Origin of the sequence: Geothrix mesophila, assembly GCF_022808835.1 — a bacterium.
Lineage (GTDB): Bacteria > Acidobacteriota > Holophagae > Holophagales > Holophagaceae > Geothrix > Geothrix paludis.
In genome coordinates, this window is sequence record NZ_JAKZLD010000001.1 from 1,474,247 (window position 1) to 1,491,707 (window position 17,461).

The following is a 17,461-nucleotide window of genomic DNA, read 5'->3' on the forward strand; positions in this document are numbered from 1 at the left end:
TCCCCCGATCTCGATCTCAAGTGTAGCCGAGGGCCCGGGTGGAGGTCGTCACAGGGATGGGCGGGAAGCCCTCCGGTGAGGCCAGGACAGCCTCGCCGGAGGTTGCGTCCCTTCCGGCTCAGCCCTCGTCGGCGCTGGGGCCGTAGATGGAAGGAACCGGCACGTCAAGCATGCGCAGGTAGACGGCGACCTGGGCCCGGTGGTGGACGAGGTGGTTCATGACGAAGCCGCGGTAGACCGCGATGCGCGGCATGGCGAAGAGGACCTGCCCTTCGTTCTTGAGGGTCCAGACGACCTGGAAATCCTCGTCGGAGGCCTGGTTCAGCGCCTTCAGCGCGCCCTCCACGGCCGCGTCCAGGGTGCGCAGCAGCCCCTCGGTGGTCGCGCTCGGCTTGGGTTGCTTCGCCCGGGTCTCGGGCAGACCGAAGTCCAGCTCCGTCTCCTTCAGGGTGGTGATGGTCCACCCCGGGATCGTGACCAGGTGGTTCGCCAGGTCATGGAGCGTGAAGGACTTGGGGTGCGGACGGTAGTCCATCCGATCCGCGGGGATGCGCTCGATCACGCGGCGCAGGGTGGCCGTTTCGTGTTCGAACTCGGGGAGGAGGGCTTTGGCGAGGGCCATGGGGGCTCCTTGGGTGGTGGAGGACCATCATGACGCCGGCTCCTGACAGCCTGGTGGCAGGAGTGTTCAGAGATTGTTCTTTTCTGTCTTCATTTTTCCCAGGTAGTCCTCCAGGCCCCGGCCGGCCACCGCCTCGAAGGGCTCCAGCAGCTCGCTGGCCTGGATGCGATCCACACGGAAGGTCCGCAGCGCCTCTCGAAGCTCGCACCAGGCTGCCAGGTGCCAGCGGTATCCCCAGAAGATCACGCCCAGGGGCTGCACCACCCGCACCGAGCCCGTCCCGTCCGCCCGGGCGTAGGTGATCCGGACCCGGCGCTGCTCGCGGAGGCCCTGGCGGAGGTCCCCGAGGAAGCGGGCGGTCTCGGGCGGCACGTGGAAGTCGGGGACCAGGAAGGGGAGATCAGAAAGGGCCGTCCGCCGGCCCGGTGGCAGGACGGCCTCCACCTTCCGGAGCAGGCTCTCCGCCGCCGTCCGGAGCGAGGGATCACCCCAGGCCGCCGCGACACGCGCCCCCAGGAGCAGGGCCTCAGCCTCCTCCGCGTTGAACATGAAGGGCGGCAGGTCGAAGTGGCGCGGCAGGCTGTAGCCCACCCCGGCCTCGCTCTCGATGGGCACGCCGGAGGCCATGAGGTCGGCGATGTCCCGGTAGAGGGTGCGCTCGCTGACGCCGAGCTCCCGGGAGAGCTTCGCCGCGGTGCTGATGCGGTCGCGCCGAAGCAATTGGACGATCTGGAACAGGCGGTCGGCGCGGCGCATGAGGATCGGAGATCTGGGGCGTCGGTCCGGACCAGGCCTAGACCCGGCCGCCACCCACGCGCTCGATGCGGGCGCCCACGCCCTGGAGCTTCTTCTCCAGGCCGGCGTAGCCGCGGTCCAGGTGGTAGATGCGGTCCACGATGGTCTCGCCCTTGGCCACGAGGCCGGCGATGACCAGGGCGGCGCTGGCCCGGAGGTCCGTGGCCATGACCGTGCAACCCGTCAGCTCCGCGGGGCCGGCCACGATGGCCGTGTGGCCGTCCGTGCGCAGGTTGGCGCCCAGGCGCTCCAGCTCCATGGCATGCTGGAAGCGGTTCTCGAAGATGCCCTCGTTGATGACGCTGATGCCGCAGGCCTGGGTCATGACGGCCATCACCTGGGCCTGCAGGTCCGTGGGGAAGCCGGGGAAGGGCAGGGTGGTGACGTCCTTGGAGCGCAGCTTCTGGCCGCACTCGCGCTGGATGCGGAGCTGGCGGCCGTCCTGCCCCTCGCGTTCGGTGATGACGCAGCCCGAGCGCTCCAGCAGGTCCAGCAGGGCCCGCAGGTGCTCGGGCTCACAGCGGTCCAGCACCACGTCGCCGCAGGCGGCGGCCACGGCGCACAGGTAGGTGCCCGCCTCGATGCGGTCGGGGATGACGGCGTGCTCGCAGCCGTGGAGCCGCTCAACGCCGGTGATGGTGAGGGTGCCCGTGCCGATGCCCTCGATCTGCGCGCCCATCTTGACGAGGAGCCGGGCCAGGTCGCCGATCTCCGGCTCCTGGGCGGCGTTGCGCAGGACTGTGGTGCCCTCCGCCAGGGCCGCGGCCATGAGGATGTTCTCGGTGGCGCCCACGCTCACCTTGGCGAAGGCGTGATCGATGGCCTTGAGCCGGCCCTTCACCGAGGCGTGGATGTAGCCGTGGCTGATCTCGATCACGGCGCCCATGCGCTCCAGGGCCTCCAGGTGCAGGTTCACGGGGCGGGCCCCGATGGCGCAGCCGCCGGGCAGGCTCACGGTGGCCTTCCCGAAGCGGGCGAGGAGGGGCCCCAGCACCAGGATGGAGGCCCGCATGGTCTTCACCAGCTCGTAAGGGGCCTTGGGATCGTCGCTGCCTCCGCAGGCCAGCTTCGCCGTCAGCTCGAAGCCCTCGCCCTCGGGCTCCAGCGCGGCCTCGGTGCCCAGGGCCTGGAGCACCTTCACCATGGTGCGGATGTCCGCCACCGCGGGCAGGTTGGACAATACGACAGCTTCCGGCGTCAGCAGCGCCGCGGCCAAGCAGGGCAGGGCGGCGTTTTTCGCCCCCGACACCCGGATGCGCCCCCGCAGGGGATGTCCACCTTGGATCACCAGTCGGTCCATCGAAACTCCAGCCTTCCAGCGTAGCCCAACCTTGCGGAGGGGGGACGGATCACCATGCTTGAAGTGGGGTGGGGCGGAGGGCGGCCCTGAAGGTTTACCCCGGTGCTTCCACCATGAAACCCGGCGACCCCCGAACCTGGATGTGGACCCGCGCCCTCGAGGTGCTGAACGAGGCCGAGCGCCTGCAGAAGCAGTTCTTTCACGTGAGCCGGTCCTCGTCGCCGCGCCCGGCCTGGGAACCGCCGGTGGACATCTTCGAGTGCGAGGGGGGTCTGCGCGTCGTGGTGGCGCTGCCCGGCAGGTCCGTCGACAGCCTGAAGGTGCTCTGGGAAGGGGCGGACCTGGTGATCAGCGGAGACCTTCCCGTTCCGTGGAAGGAGCGCGTCGGTGCCATCCACCGCGTGGAGATCCCCCATGGCCACTTCGAGCGCCGGATCGAAGGCCTGCCGCCGGGGCTCGAGATCGTCCGGAATGAATGGTGCGACGGCTGCCTGTTCCTCACGTTCCGGAAGGTTGAAGGCCCATGAACAGGAACCATGGATCGCGGGCCAACCGCGAACCCAGGGGAGAGGCGGAGCCGGAGCTGTTGTCGGTGCCCGGCCTTCCGAAGGATGCCACGGCCATCATCGCCGTGCGGAAGCTCGATCTCTTCCCCGGCATGGTGACGGTGGTGAGCATCGGCCAGGGGCAGCCATCCGCCATCGCGGCGCAGGAGGCCATCAAGGCGGAGCGCGTGTTGGGGTTCCTGCTGCAGCGGGATCCGGCCGAGGATGAGCCGGGTCCGGAAGGCCTCTATCAGGTCGGAACCCTGGCCCAGATCCTCCGGTTCATCACGACGCCGGATGGATCCCACCATCTCATCTGCCACGGCGAACAGCGCTTCCGGGTGCTCGAATTCCTCGAAGGGTGGCCCTTTCTGGCCGCCCGCATCGACCGGGTCCACGAAGACGAGACCCTGTCCAGCGCCCTGGAAGCCCGGCTCGTCACCCTGCGCCAGCAGGTGCAGGAATACGCCGAAGCCCTCCCCATGCCGCCCCTGGAGCTGATCAACGCCATCCGGCAGCTCAACGCGCCCGGACCTGCCGCTGACCTGGTGACCGGGCTGATGGACATCAAGGCCCAGGACAAGCAGGAGATCCTCGAGACCTTCGATGTGCGGGAGCGGCTGGACAAAGTGCTGGCGCGCATGGCCCACGCCCTGGAAGTGATCCACATGTCCCGCAAGATCACCGAGCAGACGCGGGAAGCCATGAATGCCCAGCAGCGTGAATTCCTCCTGCGCGAGCAGCTGAAACAGATCCAGAAGGAGCTCGGGGACACGGACGAGACGGCGGCGGAGTTGGAGGCGGTCGCGAAGGCCATCGTCGACGCGAAGATGCCGGAAGACGTCGAGAAGCAGGCCCGCAAGGAGCTGAAGCGCCTGCAGCGCATGCCGGATTCGGCGGCCGAATATTCCATGATCCGAACCTATCTGGACTGGCTGACCGAGCTGCCCTGGTCCCGCGAAAGCGAGGCCGGCATTGATATCTCCGAGGCGCGGAAGATCCTGGACGTGGACCACTACGGCCTGGAGAAGGTCAAGAAGCGCATGCTCGAGTACCTGGCGATCCGCAAGCTCAACCCCGGCGGGAAGAGCCCCATCCTCTGCTTCGTCGGTCCGCCGGGGGTGGGGAAGACCTCGCTCGGACAGAGCATCGCCCACGCCACCGGGCGGAAGTTCGTGCATGCGAGCCTGGGCGGCGTCCACGATGAGGCCGAGATCCGCGGCCACCGGCGCACCTACATCGGCGCCCTGCCGGGAAGCATCATCCAGGGCATCCACAACGCAGGCACACGCAACCCGGTGTTCATGCTGGATGAGATGGACAAGCTGGGCGCCGGGGGATTCCACGGCGATCCCGCCTCAGCCCTGCTGGAAGCCCTGGATCCGGAGCAGAACAGCACCTTCCGCGACAACTACCTGGGTCTCCCCTTCGATCTGTCGCATGTGATGTTCATCGGCACGGCCAATGTGCTGGAGACCATTCCCGGGCCGCTCCGCGACCGCATGGAGGTGATCCAGCTCCCCGGCTACACCGAGGAGGAGAAGCTCGAGATCGCGCGCCGCTACCTGGTGGGGCGGCAGCTGGCCACCAACGGGCTGACGGCGCCGCATTGCGCCTTCGAGGAGGGGGCCCTCACCGCCATCGTCCGCGACTACACGCGGGAGGCCGGCGTGCGCAACCTGGAGCGGGAGATCGGGTCCGTGCTCCGCCACGTGGCCATGGGCGTCGCCGAAGGCAGGCTGGAGACCGTCCATGTGAAGCCGGAGGATCTGGGCGAGATCCTCGGTCCGTCCCGGTTCGAGTCGGAGAGCGCCATGCGCTCGGGGAGGCCGGGCGTGGCCACGGGGCTCGCCTGGACCCCCGTGGGCGGCGACATCCTGTTCATCGAAGCCGCCCGCATGCCGGGCAGTGGCAAGCTCCTCTTGACCGGGCAACTGGGCGACGTGATGAAGGAGAGCGCCCAGGCCGCCCTGTCTCTCTTGAAGGGGCACATGGGCGAGCTGGGCCTGGCGGGCGAGGACTTCGAGCGCCTGGATGTCCACATCCACGTGCCCGCAGGCGCGACGCCCAAGGACGGACCCAGTGCCGGCATTGCCATGTTCGTCGCGCTGGTCTCTCTGTTCACGGGACGCTCCGTCCGGAGCGACACGGCCATGACCGGAGAGATCTCCCTGCGGGGTCTCGTCCTGCCGGTGGGCGGCATCAAGGAAAAGGTGCTGGCGGCCCTGCGCTCCGGAATCACCCGGGTCCTGCTGCCCTCCCGCAACCGGAAGGAGCTGGAGGATATTCCTTCCTTGGCCCGGGAGCGCCTGCAGATCCTCTGGATCGACCAGGTGTACGAGGCGCTCGGCGCGGTCCTGGAAGAAGGCCCCTGAGGCTGAAGGTTCAGGGTTTGAGGGCCTCCGCCAGCTGGAAGGTGTCCGTGTACTGCTGGAAGCGTCGGACCTTGCCCTGGGTCAGGGTCCAGACGTGGGCCACTTGGGCGTGGAACCGCCTGCCGGTGGCTTTGGGGCTTCCTTCGTAGTACCCGAGCATGATGATCCGATCGCCTGCCTCCAGGAGGTCGTCGACGCGGATCATCAGTTCAAAATGGGTGCCGATGCGGGCGAAGACGCCATCTCTTACCGCTTCCAGGCCTCGATAGGGGCTGTGATCGGCCAAGGGGGAATGGTCCGCGGCCACCCATTCGATGTCGGGGGCGAAGGATCCGAGGATCGCGGGGATGTCTCATCGGTTGAAGGCCTCGTAGACGCGGCGGATGATCTGTTCGTGAGTTGAGGGCATGCGTTTTCCCATGGAAAAGGGAGGGCCCGGTCCGGGTGGATCCGGGCCCTGGCATTCAGGGGCGCCTACTTGGCCATGGTGGCGTAGGCGCTGGGGTTCGCCTTGACCTTGGCGGCGCACTCGTCGCAGCAGACGGTGAGCTCCTTGCCCGCCACCCGCACCTTGATCCCGCCGTCCTTCATGTCCCAGTCGCACACGGGGCACTTTTCGATGCTCATGGACCTTCTCCTCGCGAGGTTTGGCGTGAGGCCACCATGGCCGCCGGGCTCGAACCCCGTGAGAACAAAGGTAGGAATGGGGGGAGTCTCAAACTTCCAGATTCTTGCTCATTTGGTGCAGCGTCCGGAGGCTGGCGTTCTTGCGCACCTCTGAAGGCGTCCGGCCGAATTCCTTCCGGAAGGCGTCCGCGAAGTGGCTGTGGCTGGAGAAGCCGAGATCCAGGGCCAGGACGGTCAGATCCTCCTCGCCCCCCGCCAGGCGTTCCAGCGAGGCCCTGAGGCGCAGCAGGGTGAGGTAGCGATGGATGGAAATCCCGGTGCGCTGCTGGAAAACGCGGGCGAAGTGGAAGGGCGAGGCGTGGACGGCCTGGGCCACCTCGTCGAGGGTGAGGCGTTCCCCCAGCCGGGCCGCGAGGTGGCTCTTGGCCGCCTCGGCGAGGGCCGTGTGATCGGCTTCCGTGCCTTCCCGGCGACGGCGACGGGGATGGCCTTGCTGGGCGAAGGCCGCCTCGAGGGTGTCGGCCACGATCTGGAGGGCCGTGACATCGACCCAGAAGGGTTCCAGGGCCTCGGCCCCCGCCTCCAGGCGCCGCACCAGCTCTCGGTGCCTCCAGAAGACCGTCGACTCACAGGGGCCGGACACGAAGGGGAAGAGTTGCTCCGGCCGGTCATCCACGGTGGGATCCAGCTCCCGGATGATGTCCTGGAGGACGCGCGGCGCGACGGCGAACACCGTGCCCCTGTCTCCGCCATCCACCGGGTGGCTCACGCGGTACGTGGATCCCTTCGAGAAGAAGACCGCCTGGTTGACGTCCGCGGTGGCGTGGCTCCGGCCGAAATGCCGGCAGAAGGCGCCATGCCGCATGAGAACGAGCGTGTTGGCGTCGGAGGCCTCTTCGGGCCCGGGGCCGCCGCCGCAGGCATGGCAGCGGTATTCCCGGACGCTGACGAGGGGGCTGTCGTACAGGCCCCGGAAGGCGACGGGAATGTCAGGGCGACCCGGCATGCCTTCATCCTAGTGCACCCTCGGGGAGGCGGTGAGCCGGGTTTCCGGGTCATCCTGTCACGACAGATGTGCGCCTTGGATCATCGCCTGGTCCACCGACATCCCCGGACCCCCCGGCTGGTTACCCGGCGGCCGGTCCGCGCAGGCGGAAGGGCTGGGTCTGTCCATAGCTCAGGGAGCGCCAGATCCACTCCAAGGGGCCGAACTGGAATCGCGCGAGCCACCACCGGCTGGCCAGGACCTGCATCCCGTAGACCACGACCCCGAGCAGGGTGGCGGAGGCAAGACCCATGCGGTCGTAGAGGCCCAGGCCCCAGTGGTAGAAGATGGCCGTCATGACGAGGCTCTGGGCCAGGTAGTTCGTGAAGGCCATGCGCCCCGGCCAGGTCAGGATCCGAAGCCGGCGGCGCCAGGTCCCATCCTGCCAAAGCAGCAGGAAGCCGGCCCCGTACCCGAGGGCCAGGATCATGGGCTGGAGGGTGGTGAGGGCGCGGAGCGGCAGCAGCCAGCGGGAGATGGACCAGTGGGCGAGGGCCCAGGCCCTGGCCGGAGGCGTGTCCCGGCCGGCCCACCCGAGGCCCAGGAGGATGCCCAGGGCCAAGCCCCCCTTGGCGACCCGGCGGAGCAGGGGGAGGTGGGCGGCTGGATCCTTCAGGAGGCCCGACTTCCAGATTCCGAGTCCGACGAGGAAGTTCAGGATGGAGTATCCGAGCCCACCGAGGAGCAGGCCGCCGGCGTCATGGAACCAGTCCCGGAGACGGAAGACGAGGATCTGCCACCAGGAACCCTGCCCGTAGGTGGCCAGGCACTGGCTGGTCCAGGCACGGGCTGCGGCCAGCTCGGAGGCGGAGGGCGTCGGCGGGGCCCCTCGCCGCAGGTGGAAGACTGAGACGACCAGCGCGATCCCCAGCCCCAGCCCCCAGAGGGAAGCGGTCCAGATCCAGACGGTGCGGACCCGCCTTCCCAGAAAGGGCAGCAGGAGGAAGCCGCACAGCGCGTAGGCATGGAGGATGTCCCCCATCCAGAGCAGGAGGATGTGCAGGATGCCGAACCCGAAGAGGACCGCGAGCCGGCGCCGGATGAAAGGGCCGAAGGCCTCGCCCCGCGCTTCGATCCGCTCCTTCTGAATGCTCAGGCCCACGGCGAAGAGCATCGAGAAGAGGGTCATGGCCTTCCCGGCCAGAAAGACGGTGCTCAGGAAGGCCGTCATCCCGTCGGCGAGACTGGGCCAGGATTCCCGGAGGGACTGGACCCGCGCCTCGGGCGCGAAGAACCATGGCATGTTCATGAGGAGGACGCCGAACAGGGCCGCGCCCCGGAGGGCGTCCAGGTGGCCCAGCCGCTCGGCTTGGGACACCGGCCGGGCCTCGAGATGATCCATGCGGACTCCTGGGAATGGACGGAAGCCTATCGGGAGTCCGGTTGCCCCGCGAGGCCCGAACCGAGGAGCCTCCCCTGGAGGGATCGGGCCGGGAGCGGACCCCAGGTCCGCCCATCCTGGCTGTCGGGGCGGTTGTCGCCCAGGACCAGGTAGCCGGCCCCGCAGGCCTGGCGCCCCGCCCCGCCCCGCTCAGGATGGACGACCCAGGGCTCCTCCAGGCGCTGGCCGTCGATCCGGAGGTCCGGGCCGTCCCAGCTCAGCGTCTCGCCGGGAAGTCCCAGTACCCGCTTCACGGAGGATCCGTGGGGGCCCGCCACGACCCAGACCTCCCCCCTCCGGGGCCCGTGGCTGGCCCAGGCCCGCAGGGCCCAGCGCAGGTCGCCGTCGCGGAGCGCGGGCTCCATGCTGTGCCCCGAGACCCGCACTGGGTGGACGACGGCCAGGGGCGACAGGGCCAGGGCCAAGGCGGCCAGGGGGATCCAGGGCTTCACGGGCGGAGGGCCAGCCGCCTTCCCCGCCCGTCCGTCAGCGCGATTTCCTTGAGGCGGGCGGGGGCGGGGACGAAGGGGGCCAGCTCGACCAGCAGCCGCCGGGCCAGGGCCTGGGGGCCGTCCAGGTCCAGCTCCGAGAGGAGCTTCCCCTGCAGGGGCGTCAGGCTGCGGTCCAGGGCCGCTTCCAGATCCCGGAAGTCCACCACCACGTCGAATCCGTCCAGGCCCGGGCGGGTGGCCACCACCTCCACGGTGTAGTCGTGGCCCTCCCAGGCCTCGCCCGTGCGGAACACCACCGACAGGGGTCGGGTCACGGCGGCTTCGAAGATCAGGGGGGTGGCGGGACTCAAGGGGGCTCCGGAAACTGACTCCAGGTCGGGCCTTCAGTTTGTCATGGGCACGGCTACACTGGGCCTTCGACCGCATACCTGATAACCGGGTGAGACAATGATCGGCCTCCGGCTCTTCGCCGAGGGACGAGCTGAACCTTGACTGCTGGAGGGACCGCCATGAAGGCCCTGGAAATCGCGCTGTTCTGGATCATGACCCTGGCCGCGGGCGGGTTCTTCGCGTGGACCATCCGCCTGCGCCTCGCCACCCTGAAGGCGGGCCTGCCGGACAACCGCTTCGACCAGCCCTGGGTGCGCCTGAAGGGTGTCTTCACCCTCGCGCTGATGCAGAAGCGGATGGTCCGCGACAAATACGCGGGTTTCTACCACATCCTCATCTTCTGGGGCTTCTGCGTCCTGTCCCTGCGCACCATCGGGCTGGTGCTGGAGGGCCTCTTCGGATGGCACATGACCGAAGCCCTCGGTGGTTTCGGCCTCGGCTACCAGGCCACCAAGGACATCTTCGAGGTGCTGGTGCTCCTGGGCCTGGGTCTGGCCACCTTCCGCCGCCTGGCCGCCAAGCCCTGGCGCCTGGAGAACTCCTGGGACGCCTGGGCCACCCTGAGCCTCATCGGCGGCCTCATGGTCACGGACCTCCTGGCGGACGGTGCCTTCGTGGCCATGGGGAAAGCCGAGGCCTGGAAGGCCTGGTCCCCTGCGGGCGTGGCCGTGGCCAGCCTGCTCGGCGGCCTGAGCCAGACGGGGCTCGAGGTTCTCTACAAGACCATGTGGTGGCTGCACCTGGCCGTCCTCTACTTCTTCGCCAACTTCCTGCCCTACTCCAAGCACTTCCACGTCTTCACCAGCCTCTTCAACATCTACTTCCGCGAGCTCGAGCCCCAGAAGAACCTCAAGCCCATGGACCTGGAGGCCGAGCACTTCGGCATCAACCGGATCCAGGACTTCAGCTGGAAGCAGATGCTGGACTTCTACACCTGCGTGGAGTGCGGCCGCTGCCTGGAGAACTGCCCCACGACGCTGACTGGGAAGCCGCTCCGCCCCAAGGATTTCGGCAACGACTTGCGCGACTACCTCAAGGCCACGCCTCTCGAGCAGATGGGCCAGGACAAGCCCGTGCCCGAAGACCGCAAGCTCATCGGCGGCCCCGTGCCCGAGGGCTCCTACTGGAAGCGCGATGATGAAGTGGCCCCCTGGAGCAAGGAGCAGCTGGAGGGCTGGATCAGCCAGGACACCATCTGGGCCTGCACCAGCTGCGGCTACTGCGAGTGGGCCTGCCCCCTGCAGATCAGCTTCGTGGACAAGCTCGTGGGCATGCGCCGCTACCTCACCCTGGAGGAGAGCGACTTCCCCGCCGAGGCCCAGACCGCCTTCAAGGGCATGGAGCGCCAGGGCAACCCCTGGAACCTGCCCCAGGCGGACCGCGCCAAGTGGGCCGAGGGCCTGGAGGTGCCAACCTTCGCCGAGAACCCCGACGCCGAGTACCTCTTCTGGGTGGGCTGCGCCGGCAGCTACGACGCGGCTGGACAGAAGGTGTCCAAGTCCCTGGTGAAGCTGCTGAAGGCCGCCAACGTCTCCTTCGCCATCCTGGGCACCGAGGAGAGCTGCACCTGCGAGTCCGCCCGCCGCCTGGGCAACGAGTACCTCTACCAGTCCGCCACCGAGGCCAACATTGAGACCCTCAAGGGCCACGGCGTGAAGAAGGTCGTCACCAACTGCCCCCACTGCCTCAACACCCTGAAGAACGAGTATCCGGCCTTCGGCGGCGACTTCGAGGTGGTGCACGGCACCGAGCTGGTGGCCAAGCTGATGTCGGAAGGCAAGCTCAAGCTCGACCAGAAGGTGGACGTGGACCTCACCTACCACGACCCCTGCTACCTCAGCCGCATCAACGGCCAGGTGGAGGCCCCCCGGGCCATCCTGGACGCCATCCCCGGCGTGAAGCTCACGGAGATGGAGAAGCACGGCGAAGCCACCATGTGCTGCGGCGCCGGCGGCGGCCGCTTCTGGCTGGAGGAGCACCTGGGCAAGCGCGTGAACCATGAGCGCTTTGAGCAGGCCCTGGAGACCAAGGCCAGCACCATCGCCGTGGGCTGCCCCTTCTGCAACGTCATGCTGAGCAACGCAGCGGGCGAGACCAACCACGAGGGCGTGGCCACCACGGATGTGCTGGAGCTGGCGGCCAAGGCCTTGAAGGCCTGAACCACCCGGCCAGGGTTACCGCCCGGGGCGTGTCCTGCGCCCCGGGCCCGCCCCGGGGAAGTTTCGTCACCACGGCCTCCAACCCTGTGATCAGATGATGGGGCCCCCGCTCACGAGGCTCCAGGCATGCGCATCGCAGCGAAGATCATCTCCCTTACGGTCGCCACGGCTTCGATCGCGGGCCTGGCGCTCGGGACCTTCCTCATCATCGAGGGCCGGCGCACCTCCGAGCAGCGCATCGAGCAGCTCGAGCAGACCCTGCGCACCGACTACGACCGGCGGGCGCGCCTCGAGGTCGAGACAGCGGCATCCATGCTCAAGGCGATCGCCGAGCGGCAGCAGAGGGGCGAGATCAAGGCGGACGAGGCGAAGCAGCTTGGTGCCGATCTCCTGCGCAGCCTCCGGTACGACGGGGAGGGGTACTTCTGGGCGGACACGGTGGACGGCCTGAACGTCGTGCACGCCACCCAGCCCGGGCTCGAGGGCAAGAACCGGATCGACGCCGTGGATCCGAAGGGCACCCCGTACATGCGGGACATCATCCAGGCCGGCACCAGCGGCGGCGGCTACAGCAACTACTGGTTCCCCAAGCAGGGCGGAAGCGTGCCGTTGCCCAAGCGGGCCTATTCGCTCCTGGTGCCCTCGTTCGGCTGGGTGATCGGCACCGGCAACTACGTGGACGACATCGACGCGATCCTGGCCGCCGAGCGGACGGCGGCCCTGGCCGACATCCGGCAGCGCACCCAGGTGCTGCTCGCCGTGGTCGCCGTGTGCCTGGTCGTGACGGTGGCGGTGTGGGCGAACTTCGGGCACCGGATCGCGCGGCCCATCCTGGCGATCACCGCCAGCCTCGGCCGCCTGGCCGGCTACGATTTCCGGGAGGACGATTCCCTGAAGGCCTTCGAGGCCGCGCAGGACGAGACCGGCGCCATGGCCAGCGCCCTGCGCGCCATGCGGGAGGCCGTGGCCTCCCTGGTGGCCACCCTCCAACACTCGGTCGAAGTCGTGAAGCAGGTGAGCACCCAGGTGAACGGCACGGCACAGGAGGTGAGCGAGGGCTCCTCGGAGCAGGCGGCCTCGGTGGAGGAGCTGACCGCTTCCATGCAGGAGCTGGCCGCAGGCGCGGCCCGGGCCGCGGAGGATGCGAAGAAGGCGAGCGAACGGGCCGCCGGCGTGGCGGAGGAGGTGCGGGTCGGGACCAGCGCCGCCGCGGAGACCTCGGCGGCCATGCGCGACATCGCCGAGCGGATCGGCATGGTCGAGGACCTCGCCTACCAGACCAACCTCCTGGCCCTCAACGCGGCCATCGAGGCGGCGCGCGCCGGCGTCCACGGACGCGGCTTCGCGGTGGTGGCCGCTGAGGTGCAGAAGCTCGCGGAGCGCAGCGGCGAGGGGGCCAAGGAGATCCGCGCCATCTCGGACCGGAGCGTGGGCATCGCCGTGCGCGCCGAGGCGCTGCTCGCGCGCGTGGCGCCCGAGGTGACTCGGAGCGCCCGGAAGCTGAAGGCCTTCGCCGACGCCGCCATGGCCCAGGACCATACGGTGCGCGAGGTCAACCGCGCCCTCGAGGAACTCTCCCAGGTGGTGCAGCGGCACGCGACGGCCGCCGAGGAGATGTCGGCCACGTCGGAGGTCCTGTCGTCGCAGGCGTCAGCCCTTGACGACAGCGCCAGGGCCTTCGTGCTCGAGGGGCCCGCCCGCGATACCACCCAGGGGTGAGGGCCCAAGCGTGATCCATGGCTGGATGGAAAGTCTGGCCGGCGAGGGTGCACGCGAAAAAATCAGCATTGCGCCTGGGGATGAATGGCATATTCATGTAAGAAGGTGATATTGTAATCGCCTATAGACTTGTTTTTACAATGATCACTGATCATGAGTGAGGGCCAGTGGTCCTCATGGCGGCCGCCAACTACTTCCATTCACAGGGGGTATCCAATGGTCTGGTCAAGAATCAGTCGACGCGCGGCGACGCTCATTCGCCTCCTGTGTGTGTCCGTGCTCCTGGCGCTGGGGGTGGCGGGTGGCGCCCTATGGGGTGATGAGGCCCCGGCCGGGATCACCGTCCTCACCCAGCCCACGGACCTGAAGGTGGGCCCGGGGCAGACGATGACAATGAAAGCCCAGGCTCCGCCCGAGAACCCGGTGGTGTACCTGGCTCCCTTCGTCACCGAAGGAAAGGCGGGGCTCGTGGCGAGCACCCCGGACTGGGGGCCGAAGGCCGTCTATGCCTGGACCTTGACCGGCGGAACGCTCACCTCAGGCCAGGGAAGCCCCGCCATCACCTTCACCGCCGGTGTGGCCGGCACCACCCTGACCGCCACGGTGGTCGTCACCGCCTTCGGCGGCAGCGGCTCCGGGAGCGCCTCCGTCTCCGTGGTTCCCCGCCCCAACGCTGAACTGGCTCTGCCCTTGAGAACCCACCCCGGCGACTCCTGGATGAAGGCCAGCGTGCCCCACCAGCAGGGGATGACCTACCTCTGGTCCATCATTCCCGGCAACGGCAGGGCCAGCATCACCGCCGGGCAGGGTACCCATGTGATCGGCTTCTCGGCGGGCCCATCGGCGGGCACCTTCCACCTGAAGGTGGATGTCCAGAACCAGGCCGGGGATGACGCCACCTCCATTCGGAAGGTCACCATCCAGACGGGCACCTGGCTGGTCAAGAACGGAGGTGCTTCCGTCACGAGGTACCCCTGCCAGTCCACGCGCCTCCCCAGTGGCCGCGTGCTGGTGACGGGCGGCGGCGGGAACAGCGCCGAGGTCTACGATCCCGAGACGGGCCATTGGAACCTCGTCGGCAGCATGGCGAATCCGCGGGGCTGGCACACCTCCACCCTCCTCCGCACCGGCCAGGTGCTGGTGGCAGGCAATGGCACGGCCGAGCTCTACAACCCCGCCTCAGGAACCTGGCATCCCACGGGCAAACCGGGAACCTCGCGGAGCGCCTGCACGGCCACGCTGCTGCCGGACGGGAAGGTGCTCGCGGCAGGTGGTCACACGGCCACCGCGGAAGTCTACGACCCTGCCGCCGGAACCTGGACACCCACGGGCAGCATGGGGATCGCGCGGACCTTCCACACGGCCACGCGGCTGCTGGACGGGAAGGTCCTGGTGGCCGGAGGTTCCGAAGACAACCCCGCCACGGAGCTCTACGACCCGGCGAACGGCACCTGGGTTTCCACCGGAAGCCTGAACCTGGCGCGGAACGAGTGCGCGGCCACGCTGCTCGCGGATGGGAAGGTCCTCGTGACGGGAGGTTCAACCTTCGTCTCGGAAACGTCCAGCGCCGAAATCTACGATCCCGGGACCGGGACCTGGACTCCCACGGCCACCATGGGGCCAGAACGCCGCTTTCATACGACCACCCTCCTCCCGGATGGCCGGGTGCTGATGGCAGGTGGTGAACGCCGTGACAATTTCCTCTTCAGCACGGCCATCTTTGACCCAATGGCGGCGACCTGGACACCCGCCGGCAACCTGGGGACTGGGCGGTTCGGCCATAAAGCCACCCTGCTCCAGGACGGGACGGTCCTGGTGACCGGCGGCCGCGGGTCCCTGTACTTCTATGACATCGCCAGTTCCGAAATCTACGACCCGGGAGACGGGACCTGGAATCCCTTGGCCGGCCAACCGCGGGCCCCCCGCGAGTTCCACACAGCCACCCTTCTCGCGAACGGGCAGGCGCTGGTCGCGGGAGGAGAGAACTTCCCGCGAGGAAACCTAAACGATGCGGAAATCGCCAGCCCTGAAACGGGATACTGGACGCCCGCGGAGAACATGGGCACGACCCGCATGGGTCACACAGCCACCTTGCTCTCGGATGGGAAAGTGCTGGTGGTGGGCGGTGACTCGCAGTCGCAGCCAGGCTTCACCACCGCTGAGCTCTACGACCCTGCTGAAGGGTCCTGGACGTCGGTTGGCAATCTAAACGAGACGCGACGCGGCCATACGGCCACGCTGCTCCCGAACGGGAAGGTCCTGGTCGTGGGAGGTTACGGCGGAGGCATCGAATTGAAGAGCGCCGAACTCTACGATCCCGCCACCTCCACTTGGCGACCCACCACCAGTCTCGGAACCGCCCGTGTCGGCCACACCTCCGCCCTGCTTCCCACCGGGAAGGTGTTGGTGGTCGGTGGTGGGAGTTTCTCTGATCCCATCGCCAGCGCTGAACTCTACGACCCTGCTGGAGAGACCTGGACCGCCGTGGGCGCCCTTGGAACGGCCCGCCGGGGCCACCTGGCCACGCTGCTGTCGGATGGGAGGGTGCTCGTGACAGGCGGGACTGGTGCTTCCGGAACCTTGGACAGTGCTGAAGTCTTCAATCCCGCGACGAACGGCTGGCTCCCGACTTCCGCCATGGGATCGGCGCGCAGCGGCCATTCGGCCGACCTCCTCGCGAACGGCAAGGTTCTGGTGGTGGGGGGTAGGGATTCTTCCAACGCCATCCTCGGCAGCGCGGAACTCTACGATCCCGCCACGCAGGTCTGGACGCCGGCGGATAGCCTGGCCTTGCCACGGGCAGGCCATCGCTCCATACGTTTCCCCAACGGAGATGTCATGGTCGCTTTCGGTCCTGGTGGCGATCTGGTCACCGAGATCTACAGGCCCTAGACGGCAGGATCTCCTTGAGTAGGTTCTGGGTCTCCCGCAGCATGGCGGCGGTGTCGTCCCAACCCAGGCAGGCGTCGGTGACGGAGCAGCCGTAGCGGAGGGTGGACAGGTCCGAGGGGATGGGCTGGTTGCCTTCTTCCAGGAAGCTCTCCACCATGACCCCGACGATGGACCCGTTGCCGCGCCGGATCTGGTGGGCGCAGTCCTGGAGAACCAGGGGCTGGAGGCGGGGGTTCTTGTGGCTGTTGGCATGGGAGCAATCCACCACGATGTTCCCCGGTAGCCCGGCCTTGCGCAGGGCCTCTTCCGCCAGGGCGATGCTGACGGTGTCGTAGTTGGGGCGGCCCCCGCCGCCGCGCAGCACCAGATGGCCGTAGGCGTTCCCCCGCGTGCGCACGATGGCCGCCGAGCCCTGGTCGTTGAGGCCCAGGAAGCTGTGGGGGCGCGAGGCCGAGAGGATGGCGTTCACGGCGGCGGCCAGGTCGCCGTCCGTGGCGTTCTTGAAGCCTACGGGGGTGGACAGGCCGCTGGACATCTCCCGGTGGGTCTGGGATTCGGAGGTCCGGGCCCCGATGGCCGTCCAGCTGATGAGGTCGCCGATGTACTGGGGCGTATTCGGATCCAGGGCCTCGGTGGCCGCCGGGAGTCCGATCTCTCCGATGCGGAGCAGGAACTCCCGGGCCTTTCGCATGCCCTCCTCGATGTGGAACGAGTCATCCATGCGGGGGTCGTTGATGAAGCCCTTCCAGCCCGTGGCGGTGCGTGGCTTCTCGAAGTAGACCCGCATGACCAGCAGCAGCGTGTCCGCGACCTCGTCCGAGAGGACCTTGAGCCGCCGCGCGTAGTCGAGGCCCGCCACGGGATCGTGGATGCTGCACGGCCCCACCACCACCATGAGGCGGGGATCCTCCCGGGAGAGGATGCGCTGGAGGTCGCGGCGGCCGTTGGCCACGGTCCTGGCCACGGCGTCCGGGACGGGCAGGGCCGCGTGGATCTCCGCCGGCGAGGGCATCCGGTCGAAGGAATCGATGTTGAGGTTCTCGAGCGCCTGGTGGGTCATGGGGCCTTCCGGGATAAAGAAAAACCCCGATCCGGGTAACGGATCGGGGTGGTCATGGGGATGTTCCAGGAATCAGGCTGGACCCTCGCCGTGCCACGC

The 17,461-nt window shown here is 68.3% G+C and carries 15 protein-coding genes; 5 read left to right on the forward strand and 10 right to left on the reverse strand.

The genetic code is table 11. From position 1 onward, the window contains the following. Window positions 1-118: 118 nt before the first annotated feature. From MLG87_RS06700 to murA, 3 genes are all read right to left on the reverse strand, one after another. Window positions 119-622 (reverse strand): DinB family protein, encoded by a 504-nt coding sequence (locus MLG87_RS06700; protein ID WP_243294410.1) that lies wholly within the window; start codon window positions 620-622, stop codon window positions 119-121. 66 nt (window positions 623-688) lie between these two features. After that, window positions 689-1,378: a helix-turn-helix transcriptional regulator gene (locus MLG87_RS06705; protein WP_243294411.1), complete on the reverse strand. Its 690-nt coding sequence runs from the start codon at window positions 1,376-1,378 to the stop codon at window positions 689-691. A 37-nt stretch (window positions 1,379-1,415) separates the two neighbouring features. Then, window positions 1,416-2,717, reverse strand: a complete 1,302-nt coding sequence (murA, locus tag MLG87_RS06710) for a UDP-N-acetylglucosamine 1-carboxyvinyltransferase (RefSeq protein WP_243294412.1) — start codon at window positions 2,715-2,717, stop codon at window positions 1,416-1,418. 113 nt (window positions 2,718-2,830) lie between these two features. On the opposite strand from murA, the gene MLG87_RS06715 reads away from it, so the two are divergent. Together MLG87_RS06715 and lon are read left to right on the forward strand one after the other, a co-directional pair. Next, a complete protein-coding gene (locus tag MLG87_RS06715) occupies window positions 2,831-3,244 on the forward strand; it encodes an Hsp20/alpha crystallin family protein (protein ID WP_243294413.1) in 414 nt (137 codons plus the stop codon). After that, complete coding sequence (gene lon, locus MLG87_RS06720; protein WP_243294414.1) at window positions 3,241-5,637, forward strand: endopeptidase La; 2,397 nt, start codon at window positions 3,241-3,243, stop codon at window positions 5,635-5,637. Before MLG87_RS06715 ends, lon begins: the two co-directional genes overlap by 4 nt. 10 nt (window positions 5,638-5,647) lie before the next feature. Here the strand turns inward: lon and MLG87_RS06725 are convergent, their stop codons facing one another. The 6 genes from MLG87_RS06725 to MLG87_RS06750 all read right to left on the reverse strand — a co-directional run bounded on the left by MLG87_RS06725 (window position 5,648) and on the right by MLG87_RS06750 (window position 9,492). Continuing rightward, window positions 5,648-5,986 (reverse strand): nuclear transport factor 2 family protein, encoded by a 339-nt coding sequence (locus tag MLG87_RS06725; protein ID WP_341848582.1) that lies wholly within the window; start codon window positions 5,984-5,986, stop codon window positions 5,648-5,650. Window positions 5,987-6,111: 125 nt separating this feature from the next. Next, window positions 6,112-6,264: a hypothetical protein gene (locus tag MLG87_RS06730; protein ID WP_243294416.1), complete on the reverse strand. Its 153-nt coding sequence runs from the start codon at window positions 6,262-6,264 to the stop codon at window positions 6,112-6,114. 88 nt (window positions 6,265-6,352) lie between these two features. Continuing rightward, the gene (locus tag MLG87_RS06735) at window positions 6,353-7,270 is read right to left on the reverse strand and encodes a helix-turn-helix domain-containing protein (protein ID WP_243294417.1); all 918 of its coding nucleotides are present in this window, start codon (window positions 7,268-7,270) and stop codon (window positions 6,353-6,355) included. A 121-nt stretch (window positions 7,271-7,391) separates the two neighbouring features. Continuing rightward, entirely contained in the window at window positions 7,392-8,651 is a 1,260-nt protein-coding gene (locus MLG87_RS06740) for a DUF418 domain-containing protein (protein WP_243294418.1), read from the reverse strand. A gap of 26 nt (window positions 8,652-8,677) precedes the next feature. After that, a complete protein-coding gene (lepB, locus tag MLG87_RS06745; RefSeq protein ID WP_243294419.1) occupies window positions 8,678-9,142 on the reverse strand; it encodes a signal peptidase I in 465 nt (154 codons plus the stop codon). After that, window positions 9,139-9,492 (reverse strand): 6-pyruvoyl trahydropterin synthase family protein, encoded by a 354-nt coding sequence (locus tag MLG87_RS06750; RefSeq protein WP_243294420.1) that lies wholly within the window; start codon window positions 9,490-9,492, stop codon window positions 9,139-9,141. Before MLG87_RS06750 ends, lepB begins: the two co-directional genes overlap by 4 nt. 159 nt (window positions 9,493-9,651) lie before the next feature. Between MLG87_RS06750 and MLG87_RS06755 the strand changes: the two genes are divergently transcribed. The 3 genes from MLG87_RS06755 to MLG87_RS06765 all read left to right on the forward strand — a co-directional run bounded on the left by MLG87_RS06755 (window position 9,652) and on the right by MLG87_RS06765 (window position 16,302). Beyond that, window positions 9,652-11,691 carry a (Fe-S)-binding protein gene (locus MLG87_RS06755; protein ID WP_243294421.1) on the forward strand — a complete coding sequence of 680 codons (2,040 nt, stop codon included), beginning with the start codon at window positions 9,652-9,654 and terminating at the stop codon, window positions 11,689-11,691. 126 nt (window positions 11,692-11,817) lie between these two features. Continuing rightward, on the forward strand, window positions 11,818-13,410 hold the full coding sequence (locus MLG87_RS06760) for a methyl-accepting chemotaxis protein (protein WP_243294422.1): 1,593 nt from the start codon (window positions 11,818-11,820) through the stop codon (window positions 13,408-13,410). A 387-nt stretch (window positions 13,411-13,797) separates the two neighbouring features. Then, window positions 13,798-16,302, forward strand: coding sequence for a Kelch repeat-containing protein (locus tag MLG87_RS06765; protein WP_243294423.1), 2,505 nt, complete (start codon window positions 13,798-13,800; stop codon window positions 16,300-16,302). Here the strand turns inward: MLG87_RS06765 and MLG87_RS06770 are convergent. Next, on the reverse strand, window positions 16,280-17,362 hold the full coding sequence (locus MLG87_RS06770) for a 3-deoxy-7-phosphoheptulonate synthase (protein ID WP_243294424.1): 1,083 nt from the start codon (window positions 17,360-17,362) through the stop codon (window positions 16,280-16,282). The two genes, MLG87_RS06765 and MLG87_RS06770, sit on opposite strands and share 23 nt — an antisense overlap. Window positions 17,363-17,461 lie beyond the last annotated feature (99 nt).

Bases quoted from the DNA above. Each gene is read 5' to 3' on its own strand.
- MLG87_RS06700 (WP_243294410.1), bottom strand. From the start codon at position 622: ATGGCCCTCGCCAAAGCCCTCCTCCCCGAGTTCGAACACGAAACGGCC.
- MLG87_RS06765 (WP_243294423.1), top strand. From the start codon at position 13,798: ATGACAATGAAAGCCCAGGCTCCGCCCGAGAACCCGGTGGTGTACCTG.
- MLG87_RS06735 (WP_243294417.1), bottom strand. From the start codon at position 7,270: ATGCCGGGTCGCCCTGACATTCCCGTCGCCTTCCGGGGCCTGTACGAC.
- MLG87_RS06760 (WP_243294422.1), top strand. From the start codon at position 11,818: ATGCGCATCGCAGCGAAGATCATCTCCCTTACGGTCGCCACGGCTTCG.
- MLG87_RS06715 (WP_243294413.1), top strand. From the start codon at position 2,831: ATGAAACCCGGCGACCCCCGAACCTGGATGTGGACCCGCGCCCTCGAG.
- lon (WP_243294414.1), top strand. From the start codon at position 3,241: ATGAACAGGAACCATGGATCGCGGGCCAACCGCGAACCCAGGGGAGAG.
- MLG87_RS06730 (WP_243294416.1), bottom strand. From the start codon at position 6,264: ATGAGCATCGAAAAGTGCCCCGTGTGCGACTGGGACATGAAGGACGGC.
- MLG87_RS06755 (WP_243294421.1), top strand. From the start codon at position 9,652: ATGAAGGCCCTGGAAATCGCGCTGTTCTGGATCATGACCCTGGCCGCG.
- MLG87_RS06740 (WP_243294418.1), bottom strand. From the start codon at position 8,651: ATGGATCATCTCGAGGCCCGGCCGGTGTCCCAAGCCGAGCGGCTGGGC.
- MLG87_RS06705 (WP_243294411.1), bottom strand. From the start codon at position 1,378: ATGCGCCGCGCCGACCGCCTGTTCCAGATCGTCCAATTGCTTCGGCGC.
- MLG87_RS06770 (WP_243294424.1), bottom strand. From the start codon at position 17,362: ATGACCCACCAGGCGCTCGAGAACCTCAACATCGATTCCTTCGACCGG.
- murA (WP_243294412.1), bottom strand. From the start codon at position 2,717: ATGGACCGACTGGTGATCCAAGGTGGACATCCCCTGCGGGGGCGCATC.